The 20,054-nt window shown below is 70.2% G+C and carries 15 protein-coding genes; 3 read left to right on the top strand and 12 right to left on the bottom strand.

Features of this window, described 5'->3' with window-relative positions; translation table 11 throughout:
* Positions 1 to 23: 23 nt before the first annotated feature.
* From ABZ477_RS07835 to ABZ477_RS07825, 3 genes are all read right to left on the bottom strand, one after another.
* Positions 24 to 1,328 (bottom strand): cytochrome b/b6 domain-containing protein, encoded by a 1,305-nt coding sequence (locus ABZ477_RS07835; protein WP_360130476.1) that lies wholly within the window; start codon positions 1,326 to 1,328, stop codon positions 24 to 26.
* 483 nt (positions 1,329 to 1,811) lie between these two features.
* Positions 1,812 to 2,786 (bottom strand): electron transfer flavoprotein subunit alpha/FixB family protein, encoded by a 975-nt coding sequence (locus ABZ477_RS07830; protein WP_360130474.1) that lies wholly within the window; start codon positions 2,784 to 2,786, stop codon positions 1,812 to 1,814.
* A gap of 12 nt (positions 2,787 to 2,798) precedes the next feature.
* The gene (locus tag ABZ477_RS07825) at positions 2,799 to 3,575 is read right to left on the bottom strand and encodes an electron transfer flavoprotein subunit beta/FixA family protein (protein ID WP_360130471.1); all 777 of its coding nucleotides are present in this window, start codon (positions 3,573 to 3,575) and stop codon (positions 2,799 to 2,801) included.
* 90 nt (positions 3,576 to 3,665) lie between these two features.
* On the opposite strand from ABZ477_RS07825, the gene ABZ477_RS07820 reads away from it, so the two are divergent.
* The gene (locus ABZ477_RS07820; RefSeq protein WP_360130468.1) at positions 3,666 to 4,202 is read left to right on the top strand and encodes a MarR family transcriptional regulator; all 537 of its coding nucleotides are present in this window, start codon (positions 3,666 to 3,668) and stop codon (positions 4,200 to 4,202) included.
* A gap of 12 nt (positions 4,203 to 4,214) precedes the next feature.
* Here ABZ477_RS07820 and ABZ477_RS07815 read toward each other — a convergent pair whose 3' ends face one another.
* Positions 4,215 to 4,991 (bottom strand): enoyl-CoA hydratase, encoded by a 777-nt coding sequence (locus tag ABZ477_RS07815; RefSeq protein ID WP_360130465.1) that lies wholly within the window; start codon positions 4,989 to 4,991, stop codon positions 4,215 to 4,217.
* 9 nt (positions 4,992 to 5,000) lie between these two features.
* On the bottom strand, positions 5,001 to 6,170 hold the full coding sequence (locus tag ABZ477_RS07810) for an acyl-CoA dehydrogenase family protein (protein WP_360130462.1): 1,170 nt from the start codon (positions 6,168 to 6,170) through the stop codon (positions 5,001 to 5,003).
* 298 nt (positions 6,171 to 6,468) lie between these two features.
* Between ABZ477_RS07810 and ABZ477_RS07805 the strand changes: the two genes are divergently transcribed.
* Positions 6,469 to 7,149: an Ig-like domain repeat protein gene (locus ABZ477_RS07805; protein ID WP_360130459.1), complete on the top strand. Its 681-nt coding sequence runs from the start codon at positions 6,469 to 6,471 to the stop codon at positions 7,147 to 7,149.
* Between the two features lie 69 nt (positions 7,150 to 7,218).
* Here ABZ477_RS07805 and pulA read toward each other — a convergent pair whose 3' ends face one another.
* Complete coding sequence (gene pulA, locus ABZ477_RS07800) at positions 7,219 to 13,254, bottom strand: pullulanase-type alpha-1,6-glucosidase (RefSeq protein ID WP_360130456.1); 6,036 nt, start codon at positions 13,252 to 13,254, stop codon at positions 7,219 to 7,221.
* A 196-nt stretch (positions 13,255 to 13,450) separates the two neighbouring features.
* Positions 13,451 to 14,623 (bottom strand): thiolase family protein, encoded by a 1,173-nt coding sequence (locus ABZ477_RS07795; protein ID WP_360130453.1) that lies wholly within the window; start codon positions 14,621 to 14,623, stop codon positions 13,451 to 13,453.
* 125 nt (positions 14,624 to 14,748) lie between these two features.
* Here ABZ477_RS07795 and ABZ477_RS07790 point away from each other — a divergent pair, with 125 nt between their 5' ends.
* Complete coding sequence (locus ABZ477_RS07790; protein ID WP_360130450.1) at positions 14,749 to 15,237, top strand: type VI secretion system tube protein Hcp; 489 nt, start codon at positions 14,749 to 14,751, stop codon at positions 15,235 to 15,237.
* Positions 15,238 to 15,247: 10 nt separating this feature from the next.
* Here ABZ477_RS07790 and ABZ477_RS07785 read toward each other — a convergent pair whose 3' ends face one another.
* The 5 genes from ABZ477_RS07785 to ABZ477_RS07765 form a co-directional block, all read right to left on the bottom strand.
* Entirely contained in the window at positions 15,248 to 15,703 is a 456-nt protein-coding gene (locus tag ABZ477_RS07785) for a hotdog fold thioesterase (RefSeq protein WP_360130447.1), read from the bottom strand.
* Positions 15,700 to 16,875 carry a bifunctional 2-methylcitrate synthase/citrate synthase gene (locus ABZ477_RS07780; protein ID WP_360130444.1) on the bottom strand — a complete coding sequence of 392 codons (1,176 nt, stop codon included), beginning with the start codon at positions 16,873 to 16,875 and terminating at the stop codon, positions 15,700 to 15,702. Before ABZ477_RS07780 ends, ABZ477_RS07785 begins: the two co-directional genes overlap by 4 nt.
* A gap of 89 nt (positions 16,876 to 16,964) precedes the next feature.
* Positions 16,965 to 17,873 (bottom strand): methylisocitrate lyase, encoded by a 909-nt coding sequence (gene prpB / locus ABZ477_RS07775; RefSeq protein WP_360130441.1) that lies wholly within the window; start codon positions 17,871 to 17,873, stop codon positions 16,965 to 16,967.
* On the bottom strand, positions 17,873 to 19,393 hold the full coding sequence (locus ABZ477_RS07770) for an MmgE/PrpD family protein (protein WP_360130438.1): 1,521 nt from the start codon (positions 19,391 to 19,393) through the stop codon (positions 17,873 to 17,875). Before ABZ477_RS07770 ends, prpB begins: the two co-directional genes overlap by 1 nt.
* On the bottom strand, positions 19,390 to 20,040 hold the full coding sequence (locus ABZ477_RS07765) for a GntR family transcriptional regulator (RefSeq protein WP_360130435.1): 651 nt from the start codon (positions 20,038 to 20,040) through the stop codon (positions 19,390 to 19,392). Before ABZ477_RS07765 ends, ABZ477_RS07770 begins: the two co-directional genes overlap by 4 nt.
* Between the last annotated feature and the right edge of the window lie 14 nt (positions 20,041 to 20,054).

The raw sequence follows: 20,054 nt of genomic DNA, 5'->3' as shown, positions 1-20,054 counted from the left end.
CTCAGTGACCGTTTTCGGCAAGGTCAGCGGCCGCTGACCTTGCCGAACAGCCGCGCGATCGGCGCGATCACGAGCGGCCGCGCCGCGATCCAGGCGGCCGCGATCACGACGAGCGACAGCACGAAGATCCAGAAGCCGGTCCAATTGACAGCATCCTGCGACGCGTACATGTGGTTCAGGTTGCGAAGGGCCCCCGTCGCGAACACGAGCACGACGTGCACGAAGATGAAGAGCACGAAGTAGAGCATCACGGGGAAGTGCAGCCTGCGCGCCCACTCCACGTCGACGATCCGGTTGAGTGTCTTGGCGTCCTTGGGCCACACCCACGACATGCGCGCGCCCGTGATGATCGCGAGCGGCGCCGCGAGGAACACGGTCGTGAAGTACGCCAGCTGCTGGAGCGAGTTGTAGTTCACCCAGCCGTTCTCGGTCGGCCAGTCCAGCGAGACGTACTGCAGCGCCGCCGAGATCGCGTTCGGGAACACCGCCCAGCTCGTCGGCACGATCTTCATCCACTGGCCCGTGACGAACAGCAGGATGACGAACAGCAGGCCGTTGACGATCCACAGCAGGTCCAGCGCCTGGTGGAACCACATCGTGAGGCTCATCTTGCGCCGGCCGTTGCTCTTGGGCGACCAGAACACCGACGGCCGCTTCTCGCTGCGGATCGTGAGACCCGACCGGATGATGAGCACCATCAGGAACACGTTGAAGAAGTGCTGCCAGCCCAGCCACGGCGGGATGCCGACGGGTGCACCCTCGGGCAGGTGGTACTCGCCCGGATACGCGGCGAGGAACTCCTGCATGAACTCCAGGCTCAGGAACCACCGCGTGAACAGGACGACCATCCCGGCGGCGAACAGCAGCCCGAAGCCGCCGACGATGGCGGCGCCCGCCCACTGCAGCTTCGTGAACGGCCCGATCCGCTTCGGCTCGGGGGCGGGCGCGGGGCGCGTCGCGGCCGCTGCTCCCGGCCAGACGCTGCGCGTGAAGGGGAGCGGCGCGCGCTCCGCGAGGGCGACGGATGCTGCCGCCGCCGGTGCTGCGGGGGCCTCGGCGACCGGGGCTGCGACCGGGGTTGCGACCGGGGTTGCGGGGGCGGGCGCGGCAGTAGCCGCGGTGCGGGGCAGGCCCGCGCGGCGGCCCGGCACGGCGGGTGCCGGGGGCGCGGTGGGTGCCGCCGGTTCCTCGGCCGCCTCGACCACCGTGGGGGCGGGCTGGCTCGGTGCCGTGCGGACCGCGGTCGCCGGCGGCCACGCCTCGCCGCCCGCGGTGCGCGGCAGACCCCGGCGCAGAGTTCCGCCGAGGGCCCCGGTGGTTTCACCCACCCCGGTCGTTGAGCGAGCGAAGCGAGACGAAACGTCCTCAGCCGACGACGCAACTGCGGCCGCAGCCGCCGCCTCGTCGCTCGGGACTCGTTTCGTCTCGTCGCTGCGCTCCTCGCTCAACGACCGGGAAGCGGAGACATCGCCGGGATCGGCCCCCGGAACCCCGGCTGCAGGCCACGGCTCTCCCCCCGCGACGCGGGGGAGGCCACGGCGCAGCGCAACCGTCCCCGAGCTTGTGGAGGGGTCGGAGCCGTTCGTCGCGACCGCACCGGCGGTCGACACCTCGACGGGCTCGGCGACCGCGGCACCGTCCGGCGTCGGGTTCGGGCTCGGCACTGCCACTGGCTCCACGACGGTGGGGCCGGCGGCCGCAGCCTCGAGGACAGCGGCTCCGCCGCCTACTCCATCCGGAGGCCATGCCTCCCCGCCGGCGACGCGCGGCAGCCCGCGCCTGACCGCAGTTCCGTACGTCGCCACCGGGGGTTACGCCTTCTTCGCCTCGAGCGCCGCGATCAGCTGCGGCACGACGGTGAACAGGTCGCCCACGACGCCGAAGTCGGCGATCTCGAAGATCGGGGCATCCGCGTCCTTGTTGATCGCGACGATCGTCTTGGCCGTCTGCATGCCCGCCTTGTGCTGGATAGCGCCCGAGATGCCCAGCGCGATGTACAGCTGGGGGGCGACGGAGACGCCGGTCTGCCCGACCTGGTACGACTGCGGCACGTAGCCCGCGTCGACGGCGGCGCGCGATGCGCCCACGGCGGCGCCCAGGGCGTCGGCGAGCTGCTCGACGAGCGCGAACTTCTCGCCCGACCCGAGTCCCCGGCCGCCGGAGACGACCTTCGCCGCTCCGCGCAGCTCGGGGCGCGAAGACGCCACGACCGCCTCCTCGACCGAGTCGACGGATGCCGCAGGCCGGCCCGAGGCGCGCACCTGGAGCGCCTCGACCTCGGGCGTGCGCGACTCGGCGCGCGCGTCGATCGCACCCTGCCGGATCGTGATGACGGGCGCACCCCACGTGACGGCGGAGTCGACGTTGTACGCGCCGCCGTACACGGAGTGGTGCGCGACGACTCCCTCGGCATCCCTCGAAACCGCGACGGCGTCCACGGCGAGCCCGGAGCGGGATCGCGCCGCGAAGCGACCGGCGACCTCACGGCCCTCGATCGAGTTCGAGACCAGGATCGCGTCGGGCCGGACGAGGTCCGCCGCCGCCGTCAGCGCGTCCACTTGCGGGACCGTCAGCAGTGCAGCGTCCCCTTCGGCGGTCAGCACGACGGCTGCACCCAGGTCGCCCGCCTGCGACGCGAGGGACGCGGCATCCGCCCCCACGATCAGCGCGACGGGCGTGCCCACCTGCGAAGCGGCCCCGAGCAGGCCCGCCGATGATTTCGCGAGCTCGCCGGACGGCGTGACGTCCAGCAGGACGAGGATCGAGTCCTCGGCGAATTCGGCCATGTTCTCCACCTCTTACGCGAGCCGGTTCTGGACCAGGAACTCCGCGAGCTGCTCGCCCGCGTCGCCCTCGTCGACGATCTTGACGCCCGCCTGCCTCGGCGGCTTCTCGCTGAGCCCGATCACGATCGAGCGGGATGCCGAGTGATCCTCGGCCTCGATGCCGAGATCCGCGAGCGACAGCGTCTCGAACGGCTTCTTCTTGGCCGCCATGATGCCCTTGAAGTTCGGGAACCGAGCGTCCGGCAGCGCCTCCGTGATCGACACGACGGCGGGAAGGGATGCCGACACCGTGAGGGCCGCACCGTCCGAGGCGCGCTCGCCCGACACCGAGCCGTCCGAGATCGCGACCGAGTTGAGCGCCGTCACATTCGGGACGCCCAGCAGCTCCGCCACCATCGCCGGGATGACGCCGCCCGACCCGTCCGTCGACAGGTTGCCCGCGATCACGAGGTCGAAGCCCGTCCGCTGCAGCGCCGCCGCTAGGACTTCGGCCGTCAGACCGAGATCCGCGCCGAGCAGTCCGTCGTCGATGACCTGCACGGCCGACGCGGCACCCATCGCGAGGCCCTTGCGCACTGTCGCGGACGCCGCCTCGGACGCCATCGACAGCACGATCACCTCCGTGCCGGGCGTCTTGTCGGAGTACGACAGCGCCACTTCGAGAGCGCGCTCGCCGATCTCGTCGAGCACACGTTCGGACGCACCCCGGTCGGCAAGCCCTGTCTCCAGCGACAGCTTGCGATCCCCGTAGGTGTCCGGGACTTCCTTGACCAGGACGACGATCTTCATCCGACTCCGCTCCTTCGTCTCGTCGAGTCTATGCGGCGCGCCGGGTGGCTTCCGGCGCTACCGTGGGAGCCGCGACGAGGGAGGTGCCGCATGCCGAGGCATTCGCCGTTGCCCGTCGATCCGATCGCCGAGGCGAAGCGCCAGTGGATCGCCCACGGCTGGACCGACGCCGCCGCCGGGATGTCGGCCGTGACGTCGGTCATCCGCGCGCAGCAGCTCATGTTCGCCCGCATCGATGCGATCCTCAGACCCTTCGGCCTGTCGTTCGCGCGGTTCGAGATGCTCCGCCTCCTCGCCTTCACCAGGGCGGGACGGATGCCGATGGCCAGCGCCATCGCACGCCTGCAGGTGCATCCCACGAGCGTCACGAACACGGTCGACCGCCTCGTCCGCGACGGGCTCATCGTGCGCGAGCCGCACCCCGTGGACGGCCGCGCCGCGATGCTCGCGCTGACCGATGCCGGCCGCGACCTCGTGGAGCGGGCGACGGAGGCCCTCAACTCCGAGATGTTCGAGCGGCCCGGGCTGTCCGAGGACGACACCGCCGAGCTCGTCCGCATCATCGCGCGGTTCCGGAAGGATGCCGGCGACTTCTCGGACCCTCGACCGGTTCCGGATCCGCTCTGACCAGGGACACCGTCAGCGGTTCGTGAAGTCGGGCGACCGCTTCTCGCGGAAGGCGGCCATGCCCTCCTTCTGGTCGGCCGTGTCGAAGAGGCTCGCGAAGACGTGGCGCTCGAAGCGGAGTCCCTCGGCGAGCGGCGTCTCCATCGCGGTGTCGAGCGCGGCTTTCGCGGCGTAGAGCGACGGCAGCGACTTGGCGGCGATCGTGTCGGCGACCTTGGCGGTCTCGTCGAGCAGGTCGGCCGCGGGCACGATGCGCGAGACGAGTCCCGCACGCTCGGCCTCGACAGCATCCATCATGCGTCCCGTGAGGATGAGGTCGGCGGCCTTGTAGTAGCCGACGGCCCGGATGAGGCGCTGCGAGCCGCCCATACCGGGGATCACGCCGAGGTTGATCTCGGGCTGGCCGAACTTCGCGGTGTCGGCGGCGAGGATGAGGTCGCACATCATGGCGAGCTCGCACCCGCCGCCGAGGGCATAGCCCGAGACCGCGGCGATGACGGGAGTGCGGACGGCCGCGAAGGTCGCCCAGCCGCCGAAGTGGTCGCCCATCAGCATCTCGAGGCCGGACTTGCCCTCCATCTCCTTGATGTCGGCACCCGCGGCGAACGCGCGCTCCGAGCCCGTCACGACGATGGCCCCGATGCCCTCGTCCGCGTCGAACGCCGTCGCGGCTTCGACGATCTCGGTCATCACCTGCGTGTTGAGGGCGTTGAGGGCCTCGGGTCGGTTGAGCGTGATCCATCCGACGCGTCCTCGCGTCTCGACGATGATCGTGGAGAAGTCGGTCATGCTCCGAGGCTAGCCAAGGAGCTCGCGGCCGATGATGACGCGCATGATCTCGTTCGTGCCCTCGAGGATCTGGTGCACGCGCAGATCGCGGACGACCTTCTCGATGCCGTAGTCGGCGAGGTATCCGTAGCCGCCATGCAGCTGGAGCGCCTCGTTCGCCACGCGGAAGCCGGCGTCGGTCGCGAACCGCTTGGCCATCGCGCACTGCATCGCGACGTCCGGAGCCTTCGTGTCGAGGGCGTACGCGGCATCCCGGACCAGGGCCCTCGCCGCCTGCAGATCGGTCGCCATGTCGGCCAGGGCGAAGACGACCGCCTGCTTCTCGGCGAGAGGCTCGCCGAACGTGAAGCGCTCCTGCACGTACTGCACGGCGCGGTCGAGCGCCCACTGCGCGCCGCCGAGCGAGCACGCCGCGATGTTGATGCGGCCGCCGTTGAGCGCCGACATCGCGATCTTGAAGCCCTGCCCCTCGACGCCGAGCATGCTCGACGCGGGCACGCGGACCTCGTCGAGGATCACCTGTCGCGTCGGCTGGGCCTTCCAGCCCATCTTGTGCTCGTTGACGCCGAACGAGAGGCCTGGTGTGCCATCCGGGACGAGGAACGCGCTGATGCCGCGAGCGCCGGGGTCGCCCGTGCGGGCCATGACGATGTAGACGGATGCCTCGCCCCCGCCCGAGATGAACTGCTTGACGCCCGTCAGGACGTAGTCGTCACCCGACCGGATCGCCGAGGTCGCGATGGCCGCGGCATCCGACCCCGCCCCCGGCTCGGTGAGGCAGTAGGCCCCCAGGTCGCCCATCGTGACGAGCTTCGGCAGCCACTCCTGACGCTGATCCTCGGTGCCGTACGTGTCGATCATCCACGCGACCATGTTGTGGATCGTGACATAGGCGGCCAGCGAGGGGTCGGCCTTCGCGAGCTCCTCGACGACGGCTACGGCGTCGGACCGCGAGAGGCCCGAGCCGCCGACGTCCTCGCGGATGTACAGGCCGCCCAGCCCCAGCTCACCGCCGCGGACGAGCACGTCGCGCGGGAAGTGCTGCGCCGCGTCCCATTCGAGCGCGTGCGGCGCGATCTCGGCCTGCGCGAAGTCGCGCACGGCGTCGATGATCGCCGAGCGCTCTTCGGCGGCCAGTGCGGGGAAAGCGTGTTCTGCAACGCGGGTCTGCGGGGTCATTGTGCGACTTCCTTGTGGGGACGACATTGTCACTGTGCTCAGTTTACCTGGACTTCCAAGTATCTGGTATGGGATCCATGGAAGACGCCGCCCGTGATCGCCTTCCCCCTCGCCCGTCCACCGGGTTATAACTGGGGTGTCGCCTGTTCTGGGGAGCCGGCGAGTGCTCCGACTGCATCACCGCGTCTGCTTCGCAGTCGCGCTCGCCCGCGGCCGTTTCGCTCAGCGCACCGCCTGGGGAACCGCTCCACCCGTGCGCGCCCGCGCGCGGCACCGTTCGTCGACACCGGAGGCACTCATGCACTCATCCCTACGACGCACCGCCGCGGCCGCGGCGGGCGTGACCCTCGCACTCGCGCTGCTGCTCGCCCCCTCGGCGGCGTCAGCCATCGTGACGGCCGAGCCCACCGCCGAGCCGATTCCCGTGAACACCGTCCCACCGCAGATCACCGGCGATCCCGATGTGACGCGCACGATCCGCGTGAGCCCCGGAACGTGGACGGGGGCCTCGCGCTTCTCGTACAGCACCCAGTGGTTCAAGGACGGCGAACCCATCCGCAACGCGACCTCGTCGGCCTACACCGTGAACCTCCTGGACCAGGGACACGTCCTGTCGGCCCGGGTCACAGCCAAGGCCCACCTCGGCCTCTTCGCCGACGCGTGGGCCGAGCCGGTCACGGCGCGGCGACTGTCCGTCGCCTCGGTCAGCGCGAGCCCCGCTGCTCCGACGGAGTCGACGGCCGTCACGATCGTCGTGCGGATCATCCCCTCCAACGTCGCGATCGGCGGCGGGACGATCCCGACCGGCACCGTCCGCATCTCGATCGACGGCGAGAGCCGAACGGGCACACTCGTCCACGGCATCGCGCGGATCCCCGTCGGGACGCTCGACGCGGGACGCCACCCCCTGGTCGCCCAGTACTTCGGCGACGCACGGATCACGCCGACGATCGGCGGCACCCTCGTGACCGTCGGATAGCAGACGCCAAGGCCCCGCACGCCTCACGAGGTCGTGCGGGGCCTTGAGTCAGCGGTCCCGAGCTCGAGGTCAGTGCACGAGCACCGGCACGGGCAGGATCGCCCGCGAGTCGCCCCATGCATCCGCGCCCGTGAACGAGACGCGCAGCAGGTGCACGCCCTTGCCGAGCTTCGGCAGCGAGATGTCGAACCTCCCCTTCGCGGAGGCGGCGAGAGATGCTGTCGCCACGGTCCTGCCGCCGTCGGTCACCGTGAGCGTCCCCACGGGGGCGCTGCCGTCGTCGGCGAGGACGCGTCCCGCGACGGAGATCTTCGCCCCCTCCGGCGCGACGAGGCGGCTCGGCGCCGCGATGACCTTCGTGCCGACCGGCTCGCGGTCGACCAGGACCGCGACCGTCCGCGCGGGAACCGTGACGGCGCCGGTGGCGGCATTCCACTGAGTCGTCTTCACGACGGAGTCGGAGCCGTTCGCCAGTGCCGGGGTGAGTGAGAAGCCGCGCCCCTCGAGCGCCGGGATCGTCTGCGTCGTGGCCTCGGGCGAGGCGTTGAACACCACGAGCGCACCCTCGAGCGCCGGGTCGACGTCGTCGCCGAGCAGGTCGTCGATGAGCATCACGATGACGCCGGGAGCGGCATCCGTCCCGCTGTTCGGGAACGAGACCTTCTCGTCGATGAGCTCGGCAGACCCGAGCCGCAGCAGGTCGACCTCGTTGCGCACCTTGAGGAGGTCGAGCGCGGATGCCTCGGCCGCCGCGATGTCGGCCGCGGCCGGCTTGAGAGCGGGGTTCGCGAGCAGGGGCTTCAGGATGTCCCAGCGATCCCCGTTGTCGGCCTCCATGGGCAGGCCCGAGCCGAATGTCGACTCCTGGCCCGTCCAGTCGATGCGGTTGAACCAGTCGCCCGAGTTGTAGCTGTTGTCGTCCAGCGACTTCGAGCGCAGGAGCTCGGTGCCGGCATGCCAGAACGAGGGCGACTGCGACAGCGTCACGGTCGCGAGCGACAGCGTGTTCATGCGGACGCGGTCCGCCATCGACGTGTCCACCGGGAGCTTGAGCACCGCGAGGTCGTACAGCGTGTTGTTGTCGTGCGCGTCGACGTAGTTGATCGTCTCGTCGGGCTCGTCGGCGTAGCCGGCCGGCGCTCCGTTGTAGTCGATCTCAGCGCCGGACTTCACCGTGCCGTCGGCCGACATGAACTCGAAGTCGCGGAGGTTGCCCGCCAGTCCGATCTTGACGAGGTCGGTCATGTTCCCGAGCCGTGCGAGCTGCTCGTCAGCCGTGCCGTCCTGTCCGTTGGGGTCGGTTCCGAGGCCCGTTCCGAAGCCCTGCTCGTAGGTCGAGTCGCGCACGGGGCTGCCGCCGTGCACGCCGTCGCGGAGCCGGTCGTTGAAGGTGCCGATGCCCGTTCCGCCCAGCTGGCCCTGCGTGGCCTGCTCGAAGAGCGAGTTGTTCGCGACCTCGCCGAAGTTCCATCCCTCGCCGTAGAGGTAGATGCTCTCGCCGTCGACGCCGTCGTTCTTGAGCGTGAGCTCGTCCAGGGCCGCGCGGACCGCGAGCATGTTCTCCTTCGAGTGGTGGCCCATGAGGTCGAAGCGGAAGCCGTCGACCTTGTAGTCACGGGCCCAGGTCACGACCGAGTCGACCATGAGCTTCTGCGCCACCACGTGCTCGGTCGCCACGTTCTGGCAGCACGTCGAGGTCTCGACGCCGCCGGCCGCGTTGAGGCGGTGGTAGTAGCCGGGCACGACCCGGTCGAGCACGGAGCGATCACCCTGACCCGACTCGGCCGTGTGGTTGAAGACTTCGTCGAGGACGACCTGGAGTCCGAGCCCGTGCAGGGCGCCCACCATCGAGCGGAACTCGCCGATACGCGCGCCGCCGTCCGGGTCGGTCGCGTACGAGCCCTCGGGCACGGTGTAGTGGTACGGGTCGTAGCCCCAGTTGAAGGCATCGGCGTCGGCCACGGCGTCGATGCACGACTGCTGCTGGTCGGAGTCGGCCGGGAGCGCCGCAAGGTCGCATGCGGGCTCCTGCTGCGCATCCTCGTCCTCCTCGATCGACGCGATGTCGAACGAGGGCAGCAGGTGCACCGTCGTGATGCCGGCGTCGGCGAGCTGCTCGAGCTGCGCCGTGCCCGCGCTCTTCTGCGTGAACGCGAGGTACGTGCCGCGGAGGTCCTCCGGCACCGTCTGGTCGGTCTCCGAGAAGTCGCGGATGTGCAGCTCGTAGATCGCGTGGTCGACGGGCCGCTCGACGACGGGGGCCGCCGTCTTCTCCCACTGCTTGGGCTTGAGCTGCTTGTCGTCGAGATCGACCGCGACGGATCGCTCCGAGTTCTCGGTCAGCGCCACCGAGTACGGGTCGGTCACGTCGTTCGTCTCGATCGCGGTCGTGGTGGGGGCGTAGACGACGACCTCCCACAGGTACTCGTCGCCCTTGAGCGCCTGCTTGCCCTTCACGGTCCAGGTTCCGGATGCCGCGTCCCACGCCGCGTCGTGACGCACGGGGTCGCCCGTGGCTCCCGCATCCCACGTGAGCAGGGTGGCGGTCTGAGCCGTCGGCGCCCACAGGCGGAACGTCGGCTTCTTGCCTTCGAAGGTGACGCCGAGATCGACGTCCTCGACCGCGGCGGCGTACAGGTCGTCCAGGACGCCCGGGATCTGCACTCCCGTGAAGGCGGTGACCTCGTCCTCGGCGTTGCGCTGCGCGACCATGAGCTGGCCCTTCAGCAGCGTGGCGACAGCATCCCGATCCTGCCCTTCGACCTGCAGGGCGACGAAATCCTTCAGGGCAGGGAACCGCTCCTTCTGCTCGGGAGTGAGCCCGCCGGCGACGCGGGTCAGAGCGATCGGCTCGCCGCCGGTGACCTCGTCATCCTCCGAGAGCTCGAGCGCGGCATCGGTCGACGAGTACAGCTGCCACGTCGCCTCGTCGGCGGGAGCACCGAGCCCGGTCGGCCACGCGATGGTCTGCGCGTCGATCCAGTGGGCGCGGAGCTGGCCGACACCGGGAAGACCGGGCTCGCCGATCTGCAGGACGTGCGTCGCGAGGGTGTAGCGGAACGTGACGACGTCGCCATCCTCCTCGACCTCGAAGGGGATGTCCGATCCGCCCGGGACGCCGTCCTGCCCGTAGTTCTCGTTCCAGCTGAGACCGTGCGCCACCTTGACCTTGTACGACCCCGCGGGAATCTGGTCCGTCGTGAACTCATAGACGCCGTTCTTGTCGCCGTCGGCCATGAGCGTCACCAGGCAGTCGGGCTGCCAGTCGCCGGGGCAGCCCATCTCACTCTGGTAGTCGCCGGGGAGCGTCACGATGGGGCCCTCTGCCGTGGACTGCACGATGTTCGTGCGCGGGTCGTAGTAGAAGGTGACCTCCGCGTCCTGCTCGAGCGTGAAGGCGATGTTCGGACCGCCCGGCACGCCGTTGGCACCGTAGTTCTCGTCCCAGCTTCCGCCGACGGCGACCTTGTACTCGTAGTCGCCCGCCGGGATGGCGAAAGTCGCTGTGAACACGCCGTCATCCTCGGTCAGCGTGATGGCCTCGCAGTCAGGCTGCCAGTCGCCCGGACACCCCACCTCGTCGTTGAAGCTGCCCGGCACCGTGATGAAGGGCCCTTGCGGACCGTCGTCGAGGAGGTTGACCTTGTGACCCACCGAGCCGTACGTCGAGGCGGCCGAGCGCTGGCCCGCGGCATCGGTCGACACGGCACGGTACTCGACGAGTGTGCCCGGGGCGAGGTCGTCGACGTCGTGGAAGACGCCGGGCGCGGTGTCCTCGGCGGTGCCGAGCGCGTGCCAGTCCTCCGACCCGATGACGCGCCAGGCGAAGCTCGTCTCACGCCACGCGTCGTCGGCGGTCGCCGACACGGCGGCCGAGCCCTTGAGCGCGGCGCCCGCGACCGGCACGTCGACCGTGATGCCCGAGGCGGCGGCGGGCGCCGAGACGGTGCTGTCGGCCTTCCAGACGCGAGCCGAGAGGGCGGGGACCGTGACGGGTGCCGCGGACGAGGCATCCGTCGTCAGCGAGGCGTCTGTGCCGTAGACCGGCGCGAACGTCGCGTCTGCCGTGAGCGTCGTCAGTGACACCGTCTGCTCGGTCGTGGCGTTGTTGACGGCGACGAGGTACTCGGTCTTGTCCGAGCGGTCGACGCGCGAGAAGGCGTAGATGCCCGCGCTCTCGGCGGCGTAGCGCTCGATCTGCGCGCCTGTCGCGAGCGCCGGATGGTCTGCGCGCAGCTGTGCAAGCGCCGCGATGTGCTCGTACACGGGCGCATCGGTGTCGTAGCGGTCCTGCGACCCGAGGGTTTCCCCCGTCACGAGCGGCTGGTTGACGTACTCGGCGACGTCGCTCGCGAAAAGAGTCTGACGGGCGGCGCGGTCGTTGACAGCCCCGGTCTCGGGTGCCGCGAAGCCCTGCTCGTCGCCGTAGTAGACCACGGGCTGGCCGCGCGTGAGGAACAGGAGGTCGTGAGCGAGCAGATCCCGTTCGAGCGTCTGGTCCTCCTCCCGCAAGAAGGAGCCGATGCGACCCATGTCGTGGTTGCCGAGGAAGGTCGGCAGCGCCGTCGCCGAGGAGTCCGGGGTCGTGTAGCGGTCGTCGCCGGCGAAGAGCGTCGAAAGACCCTTGGCCGGCTTGCCCTCGGCGAAGCCTTGCGCCCCGGCCTGGAAAGCGAAGTCCAGGACGGAGTTCATGTCGGTGCCGCGGACGTAGGGCGCGAGCTTCGCCGGATCGGCCTCATACACCTCGCCGAACATGAAGAACTCGTCTTTGCCGAGGCTGTGCGCGTAGTCCAGGACGTCGGTGGACCACTTCTCCCAGAACTCGAAGTTGACGTGCTTGGCCGTATCGATCCGGAAGCCGTCGATGCCGAGGTCGATCCAGTCCTTGTACACCTCGGCGAAGCCGTCGACGACGGTCGGGTGCTCGGTCATCAGATCGTCGAGCCCGAAGAAGTCGCCGTAGGTCGTCGACTCGCCCTGGAACGTCGAGTCGCCCCTGTTGTGGTAGAGCGTCGGGTCATTGAGCCACGCCGGGACCTTGACGTCCTTCTCGGCGTCGGCGATGACCGGCGTGTACGGGAAGGACTTCTCGACGTCCAGCGGCGGGAAGGTGTCGGCGCCTGCAAGCTGTGCGATGTCGATCTCGTTGCCGTCGGCGTCGTAATAGGGCGAATCACCGATGTCGACGTAGTCGTACGTGTTCTCGGCATACGAGATGACGTCGGCGGTGTGGTTCGTGATGATGTCGAAGTAGACCTTGATGTCCTTCAGGTGGGCGGCCTCGATGAAGTCCTGCAGCTCCTGGTTGGTGCCGAGATGCGGGTCGATCTGGGTGAAGTCGGTGATCCAGTACCCGTGGTAGCCCGCCGAGACGTTGGCGCCCGTTCCCTGGACGGACTTGTTCTTGAAGCTCGGGGTGAGCCAGATGGCCGTGGTGCCGAGGCCGGCGATGTAGTCGAGCTGCGAGTGGAGGCCCGCGATGTCACCGCCGTTGTAGAAGCCCGTGCTCGTCGGGTCGAAGCCCGTGACGAGGCGGTCGCCGGTCAGCCCGCCCTGGTCGTTCGACGTGTCGCCGTTGGCGAAGCGATCCGTCATGACGAAGTAGAACTGCTCGTCGCTGCCCGGCTGACGCACGGGTGCCGCGGCCAGCGCGTCGTCGGACGTCGTGTAGCCCCCGGTCACGTCCACGACTTTGACGCCGACCTGGCGCTTCCCGTCCTCGCCCGGGTCGTCGTCGAACAGGAAGCGCAGGCGCGTCGGTCCCTCGATGACGAGCGGGATGTCTCCACTTCCCCCGTCGAGGCCGTACGACTCGGCCCACCCGTCATCGACGGCGACCTTGTAGTGCCACGTGCCCGCGGGCACGTTGAACTCGGCCGCGTAGACATCCGCCTCAGTCGTCAGTTCGAGTTCCGTCTGGGTGCAGTCGGGCTGCCAGTCACCGGGGCAGCCGAGCTCGCTCTGCAGGTCGCCGACGAGGGCGAACGTGCGGTCGGCGGCGGTCGCCGGCGCGGCGAGGGCCGTGACGCTGCCGGCGAGGACCAGCGCGGCGGCGGTGAGGGTGGCGAGCACGCGGCGGCGGCGTGCGGTAGTCGTCTTCGACACTGAGGAGCTCCCGGGGGATCGAGAGGGCACGTCGACGTGCCCGCCTGCGGTGTCTGCGACGCTACCGGGTGGCGACGACACAATGCAAGCGCTTACATCATGAGAGAACCCTCATCTGAGCGAACCATGCGAGCGAATGGGAAAGCGGACGTCGCGGTCCGGAAGCGCTTGCAGGCGTGCCGAACGCCAGAGCCGCTCAGAGGCGCTCGATGATCGTCGCGTTGGCCATGCCGCCGCCCTCGCACATCGTCTGCAGGCCGTACCGGCCGCCGGACGCCTCGAGGTACGCGAGCATCGTGCCGAGCAGGCGCGTGCCCGACGCCCCGACGGCATGACCCAGTGCGATGGCGCCGCCCCACGGGTTGAGCTTCGCCGGATCGGCCCCGGTCTCGCGCAGCCACGCGAGCGGCACCGAGGCGAACGCCTCGTTGACCTCGTAGACGTCCAGGTCGCCGATCACCAGCCCGCTGCGCTCGAGGATGCGCTGTGTTGCGGGGATCGGCCCCGTCAGCATGAGCATCGGGTCGTCGCCGACGACGGCGAACGAGTGGAACCGCGCGCGGGGCCGGAGGCCGAGCTCGGCCGCCCTCTCCTCGCTCATGATGAGGACGCCGGATGCCGCGTCCGTGAGCGGCGACGAGGTGCCGGCGGTGATCCGCCAGTCCAGGTCGGGGAAGCGCGCGGCGAGCTCGTCCGTGCGGAAGGCAGGGCCGAGGCCCGCGAGCCCTTCCGCCGTCGTGCCGGCGCGGACCGTCTCGTCCTCGCGGAGCTCGACGCCGGGCACGGGAAGGGCCTGGCTGTCGAAGCGGCCCTGGGCCCAGGCATCCCCCGCCCTCCCGTGGGATTCGGCGGCGAACGCGTCGAGCTCGTCGCGGCTCAGGCGCCACTTCTGGGCGATGAGCTCCGCCGAGACGCCCTGCCCGACGAGCCCCTCGGGGTAGCGCTGCCGGATGCCGGGCGCCGTGGAGCCGCCGTGGCGCGACGAGCCGAGCGGCACTCGGCTCATCGACTCGACGCCGCCCGCGATGACGATGTCGTAGGCGCCCGCCATGACGCCCTGGGCCGCGAAGTGGGCCGCCTGCTGGCTCGAGCCGCACTGCCGGTCGATCGTCGTCGCCGGTACGCGCTCGTCGAATCCCGCGGCGAGCACGGCCTGCCGCGCGAGGTTCATCGCCTGGTCGCCGATCTGGCTGACGCACCCCAGGATGACGTCGTCGACCAGCGTCGAGTCCAGGCCCGAGCGGCTGAGCAGGCTCGCGAGGACGTGCGCCGCGAGGTCGACGGGATGCTGTCCCGACAGCGCCCCGCCGGGCTTGCCCTTGCCGGACGGAGTGCGGACGGCGTCGACGATGACAGCGGTGCGGGTCATGCCTCCATCATCCGCCCGGTCGCGGACGGATGGGCGCGCTTCGGCCCTGGCGCCCGCGGATCCGGAGTGGGAGGCTGGCGCCGGGTGGAGGACGAGTGCGACTCGTGCAGTGGAGAGGACGAGAAATGGCAGTGGACATCTACCTGCAGCTCCCCGGCATCCCCGGCGCATCCGCCGAGCGCGATCACAAGGACTGGATCGAGGTCACGAGCGCGACGTGGGGTGTCGAGCAGCAGGGCGGCGGAGGCGGCGGCATGGGCGGAGGCGCGGGTCGCGCGGGCAGGGCGACGCAGCATCCGCTCGTCGTGTCGTCGCCGACCACGATCGCGACGCCGCTCATCTTCGAGGCGATCGCGAAGGGCGTGAGCCTGCCGACAGCGAAGCTGGAGGTCGTCCGCGCGACGGAGGGCCGGGGTGCCGTCGTGATCCGGTGGGAGTTCGAGGACGTCCGCCTCATGCGACTGGACGTCGCCGGGGCCGCACCGGGGTTCGACGACTCCTTCGAAGTCGTGGCCAAGCGTGCCCGGCTGTCGGTGTCACCCGTCGACGAACGGGGCGGTGCAGGCCAGCTCGTCTCGCGCGGATGGGACTTCGCCGCGCATCAGCCCTGGTGACGCAGCCGCGTCAGGCTCGGCCCTCCGCGGTCGAGTAGGTGCTCCGCTGCTCGATCACCGCGAGCGTGCACCGCGAGATGCAGGCGAGCTTGCCGGCGTCGTCCACGATGCGGATCTCCCAGACCTGGCTGCGCCGGCCGATCGCGGCGGGCGTCGCGGTCGCCGTCACCCAGCCTGAGAAGACGGGCCGGATGTGGTTGGCGTTGATCTCCTGCCCCACGACGTGGAACCTCTCGCGATCGACGGCGAGGTAGCCCGCCCACGATGCGATCGTCTCGGCGAGCGCGACCGACGCGCCGCCGTGCAGGACGCCGGCCGGCTGCACGGTGCGGTGGTCGACGGGCATGCGCGCGACGAGGGCGTCATCGCGCAGCTCGACGACCTCGATGCCGAGCGTCTCGATGAGCGTCCCGCTCGCCATCGCATTGAGGTCGGCGCCCGACGCGTGGCTGTGCCAGATGCTCACCCCGCCGCTTCCTCCGGGCGCTCGATCGTCGCCGTCTGCGCGGCACTGATGACGTACCCCTCGATGTGGCGCTCATCCGGGCCGTTGTACGCCGAGAGCGGTCGGATGAGGGCGTTGGATGCCGCCTGTTCGACGATGTGCGCCGTCCAGCCCACGACCCGCGACGCGACGAAGAGCGGCGTGAACGTCAGGGTGTCGAAGCCCATCAGGTGATACGCGGGCCCGGACGGGTAGTCGAGGTTGGGGTAGATGCCCTTGCGGCCCACGAAGTCGGACTCGAGGGCGTCGTAGAGGAGCGCGAGGTCCTGCGCGTCGTAGTGCTCCACGAGGGTGTCCAGGGCCGCCTTCATCGTCGGGACGCGCGAGTCGCCCTTCTTGTACACGCGGTGCCCGAACCCCATGATCTTGCGCTTCTCGGCGAGGGCCTGGTCGAGCCACGGCCCGACGTTCTCGGCGTCGCCGATCTCGTCGAAGATGTGCATGACCGCCTCATTCGCCCCGCCGTGGAGCGGGCCCTTGAGCGCGCCGATGGCCCCGACGACGGCGGAGTAGAGGTCGGCCATCGTGCTCGTGACGACGCGCGCCGTGAAGGTGGAGGCGTTGAACGAGTGCTCGGCGTACATGATCATCGAGACGTTGAAAGCGGCCGCGACGACGGGATCGGGCTCCTCGCCGAACGTGACCCAGAGGAAGTTGTGCGAGTAGTCGAGATCGTCGCGCGAGGCGATCGGCTCCTGGCCGCGCCGCCGCCGCTGGTCGTACGCGACGATCGCGGGCAGCTTCGCGAAGAGGCGCTCGGACTTGCCGAGGTCCGACTCCGGCGAGCTGTCGTACGTCTCCGGGTCCGACGCGCCGATGACCGAGACGGCCGTGCGGACGACGTCCATCGGGTGCGCCTCCAGCGGCAGGAGATCGATCGCCTGCTTGACGTTCGCGTCCAGCGCACGGTGCGAGCGCTCGCGCGTGCGGAACGCCTCGAGCTCGGCATCCGTCGGCAGCTCGCCGTGCCACAGCAGGTAGGCGACCGCCTCGAACGGCTGCGTCGCGGCCAGCTCGTGCACGGGGTATCCGCGGTACAGCAGCGAGTTGCTGTCGGGGTTGACCTTGCTCACGGCGGTGTAGTCGACGGTGACCCCCGCGAGGCCCTTCTTGATCTCGATCGTGTCGGTCATGTGTGCTCCTCTGGTTGACCCGGTCGTTGAGCGAGGAGCGAAGCGACGAGACGAAACGCGTCGGTGCCGTTTCGTCTCGCTTCGCTCGCTCAACGACCGGTGGTGTCGATGTGGAAGGTGTAGACGTTGTTGTCGAAGTGGCTGTACGCCTCGTAGTCGACGAGGTCGTAGAGGTCGGCGCGGTGCTGCATCTCGCCGAGTTTGGAGGTCAGGTGTCCTTCGTCCTCGAGCGTGTCGAGGGCGCGGGATGCCGCTCCCATCGCGATGCGCAGGAGCGAGACGGGCCAGATCACGATGTTCACGCCGACGCCCTGGAGCTGGTCGACCGAGAACAGGTCGCTCTTCCCGAACTCCGTCATGTTCGCGAGGATCGGCACGTCGACCGCCGCGCGCACGGCGGCGAACTCGTCGAGCGTGCGCATCGCCTCGGGGAAGATCGCGTCGGCCCCCGCGTCGACGAGTGCCTTCGCGCGGTCGATCGCGGCATCCATCCCCTCCACGGCGCGGATGTCGGTGCGCGCCATGATCAGGAAGTCCGGGTCGCGGCGCGCGTCCGCAGCCGCCCGGATGCGCTTGACGGCCGTGTCCTCGTCGACGACGGCCTTGCCGTCGAGGTGCCCGCACCGCTTGGGGTTGATCTGGTCCTCGATGTGCATGCCGGCCAGGCCCGCGTCCTCGAGAGTCTGGATCGTCCGCGCGACGTTCATCGGCTCGCCGAAGCCTGTGTCGGCGTCGATGATCGCGGGAAGGTCGGTCATGCGGGCGATCTGCTGCCCGCGGCCGGCGACCTCGGTGAGGGTCGTCAGGCCGATGTCAGGCAGGCCCAGGTCGGCGGAGAGGACGGCGCCCGAGATGTAGACGCCCTCGAACCCCTTCTGCTCGATGAGCCGCGCCGACAGCGGGTTGAAGGCGCCCGGGAACCGGAGCAGCTCGCCCGACGCGAGCCGCTCGCGGAACGCGCGGCGCTTCTGGGCCGCCGGGACGGTGGAGTACAGCATCAGAAGAGGCCCTTCGGCGCCGGCGCGCCGGCGAGGACGCCGAGCTCGGCGACGATCGTGAGCTGCTGCACCTCTTCCGGCGTGAGCTCGGGCAGGCGCTGCGCGAGGTCGAGGAACCGCTCGATCTCGTCGGCCGAGAGGACGTGCTCGGCGAGGAGGCGGAACTTGCGGACGTAGTCCTCCCGTGCGAACGGCCGCGCACCGAGGGGATGGGCGTCGGCGACGGCGATCTCGTCCTCGATGACCGACCCGTCGGTCAGGCGGATCTCCACCCGGCCGCCGAACGCCTTCTCGTTCGGGTCCTCGGAGTGGTAGCGGCGCGTCCACTCCGGGTCCTCGGCGGTCGTGATCTTCTGCCACAGCTCAACGGTGTCGGCGCGGCCGGCGCGCTCGGGAGTGTACGAGTCGACGTGGTGCCACCCGCCGTCCTGGAGAGCTGTGGCGAAGATGTACGGGATCGAGTGGTCGAGCGTCTCGCGGGATGCCGTCGGGTCGTACTTCTGGGGGTCGTTCGCACCGGACCCGATCACGTAGTGCGTGTGGTGCGACGTATGCAGCACGATCGACTCGACGTCGGCCGTGTCGAAGGCCGCCTCGTGGTGGAGCTTGCGCGCCAGATCGATCCACGCCTGCGCCTGGTACTCCGCAGAGTGCTCCTTCGTGTACGAGTCCAGGATGCCGCGCTTGGCCTCGCCCGCCGCGGGAAGCGGCACGTCGTACGAGGCATCCGGACCGTCCAGCATCCAGGCGACGACGCCGTCCTCGCCCTCGTAGATGGGCGACGGGGAGGTCTCGCCGCGCATCGCGCGGTCGACCGCCTCGACGGCCATCTTCCCGGCGAAGGCGGGCGCGTGCGCCTTCCACGTCGAGATCTCGCCCTTGCGCGACTGCCGCGTCGCGGTCGTCGTGTGCAGCGCCTGCCCGACAGCCTGGTAGATCGTCTCGACGGGCAGCCCGAGGAGCGTCCCGATGCCTGCCGCGGCCGACGGCCCGAGGTGGGCGACGTGGTCGATCTTGTGCTTGTGGAGGCAGATCGCGCGCACGAGGTCGATCTGGACCTCGTAGCCCGTCGCGAGGCCCCGGACGAGCGCCGCCCCGTCCGACCCGACGTGCTGCGCGACCGCGAGGATCGGCGGGATGTTGTCGCCGGGGTGAGAGTAATCGGCCGCGAGGAATGTGTCGTGGTAGTCGAGCTCGCGCACCGCGACCCCGTTCGCCCACGCCGCCCACTCCGGCGAGGTGCGCCGCTCCAAGGGGCAGCCGAACACCGTCGCCCCGTCGCCGCCGATCGACACGGCGTGGTCGAGAGCCTGCTGACGCGCCGCGCTCACGGGCGCGCGTGTCAGGGATGCCGCGGCCACCGCCGCGTTGTCGATCACGCGGTTGATGATCATGTCGACGACCTCGGGCTCGACCTCGACGGGATCGGCCGCGACCTCCGCGATGTGCCACGCCAACTGCCCCTCGCGCGCGAGGCTCTCGTCGCTGCGGTGGACGCGGAGGTGATGGATGACGGTCATGCTGCTCCCTGGTGAGTGCCGGCGTCGAGCGAGCCGAGGATGCTCGCCAGCGCGTTGTGGAGGTGGACGTGGGTCGCGTGGGCCGCGAGGTCGGCGTCTCGCGCGGCGATGGCGGACGCGATGAGCGTGTGCTCCGCGACGGATGCCGCCAGCCGGTCGGGGTTGTCGCGTGCGAGCCTGCGGACCCGCACGAGGTGCGTGCGGACGGTCCGCAGCGCCGACGTGAGGTAGTCGTTCGCGACGGCGTCGTCCAGCGCCGCGTCGAAGCGCTCGATGAGCGCGTAGTAGGCGTCGGTCGCGGCCTGGCCGTCGAGCGAGGCTCCCGCGAACCGGCTCGCGAGCTGCGCGAAGGCCGCGGCATCCCCGCGCTGCGCGGCGAGGCGGGCGGCCGTCTCCTCGAGGGCGCGACGGACCTCGAACAGCTCGCGGATGTCGCCCGCGTCGATGTCGCTCACGACCGTGACGCGCGGCGACTGCTGGACGACGAGGCCGTCGGCGGCGAGCCTGCCGAGGGCTTCGCGCAGCGGCGTGCGGCTCACGCCGAGACGGGCGGCCTGCTCGACCTCGCCGATGACGGAGCCCGGCGCGAGGCGCCCGGACTGGATCTCTTCGAGGAGAGTGCGGTACGCCCGATCGCTCGCCCGCATGCCGCGCCTCCTCC

The organism is Microbacterium sp. NPDC019599 (genome assembly GCF_040632175.1).
Taxonomy (GTDB): Bacteria; Actinomycetota; Actinomycetes; order Actinomycetales; family Microbacteriaceae; genus Microbacterium.
This window is presented reverse-complemented; position numbering and strand designations above follow the sequence as displayed.

What these genes read in the sequence shown, in the direction of transcription:
- ABZ477_RS07830 (WP_360130474.1), bottom strand. Translation starts at nt 2,786, where the DNA reads ATGGCCGAATTCGCCGAGGACTCGATCCTCGTCCTGCTGGACGTCACG.
- ABZ477_RS07825 (WP_360130471.1), bottom strand. Translation starts at nt 3,575, where the DNA reads ATGAAGATCGTCGTCCTGGTCAAGGAAGTCCCGGACACCTACGGGGAT.
- ABZ477_RS07820 (WP_360130468.1), top strand. Translation starts at nt 3,666, where the DNA reads ATGCCGAGGCATTCGCCGTTGCCCGTCGATCCGATCGCCGAGGCGAAG.
- ABZ477_RS07815 (WP_360130465.1), bottom strand. Translation starts at nt 4,991, where the DNA reads ATGACCGACTTCTCCACGATCATCGTCGAGACGCGAGGACGCGTCGGA.
- ABZ477_RS07810 (WP_360130462.1), bottom strand. Translation starts at nt 6,170, where the DNA reads ATGACCCCGCAGACCCGCGTTGCAGAACACGCTTTCCCCGCACTGGCC.
- ABZ477_RS07805 (WP_360130459.1), top strand. Translation starts at nt 6,469, where the DNA reads ATGCACTCATCCCTACGACGCACCGCCGCGGCCGCGGCGGGCGTGACC.
- ABZ477_RS07795 (WP_360130453.1), bottom strand. Translation starts at nt 14,623, where the DNA reads ATGACCCGCACCGCTGTCATCGTCGACGCCGTCCGCACTCCGTCCGGC.
- ABZ477_RS07790 (WP_360130450.1), top strand. Translation starts at nt 14,749, where the DNA reads ATGGCAGTGGACATCTACCTGCAGCTCCCCGGCATCCCCGGCGCATCC.
- ABZ477_RS07780 (WP_360130444.1), bottom strand. Translation starts at nt 16,875, where the DNA reads ATGACCGACACGATCGAGATCAAGAAGGGCCTCGCGGGGGTCACCGTC.
- prpB (WP_360130441.1), bottom strand. Translation starts at nt 17,873, where the DNA reads ATGCTGTACTCCACCGTCCCGGCGGCCCAGAAGCGCCGCGCGTTCCGC.
- ABZ477_RS07770 (WP_360130438.1), bottom strand. Translation starts at nt 19,393, where the DNA reads ATGACCGTCATCCATCACCTCCGCGTCCACCGCAGCGACGAGAGCCTC.
- ABZ477_RS07765 (WP_360130435.1), bottom strand. Translation starts at nt 20,040, where the DNA reads ATGCGGGCGAGCGATCGGGCGTACCGCACTCTCCTCGAAGAGATCCAG.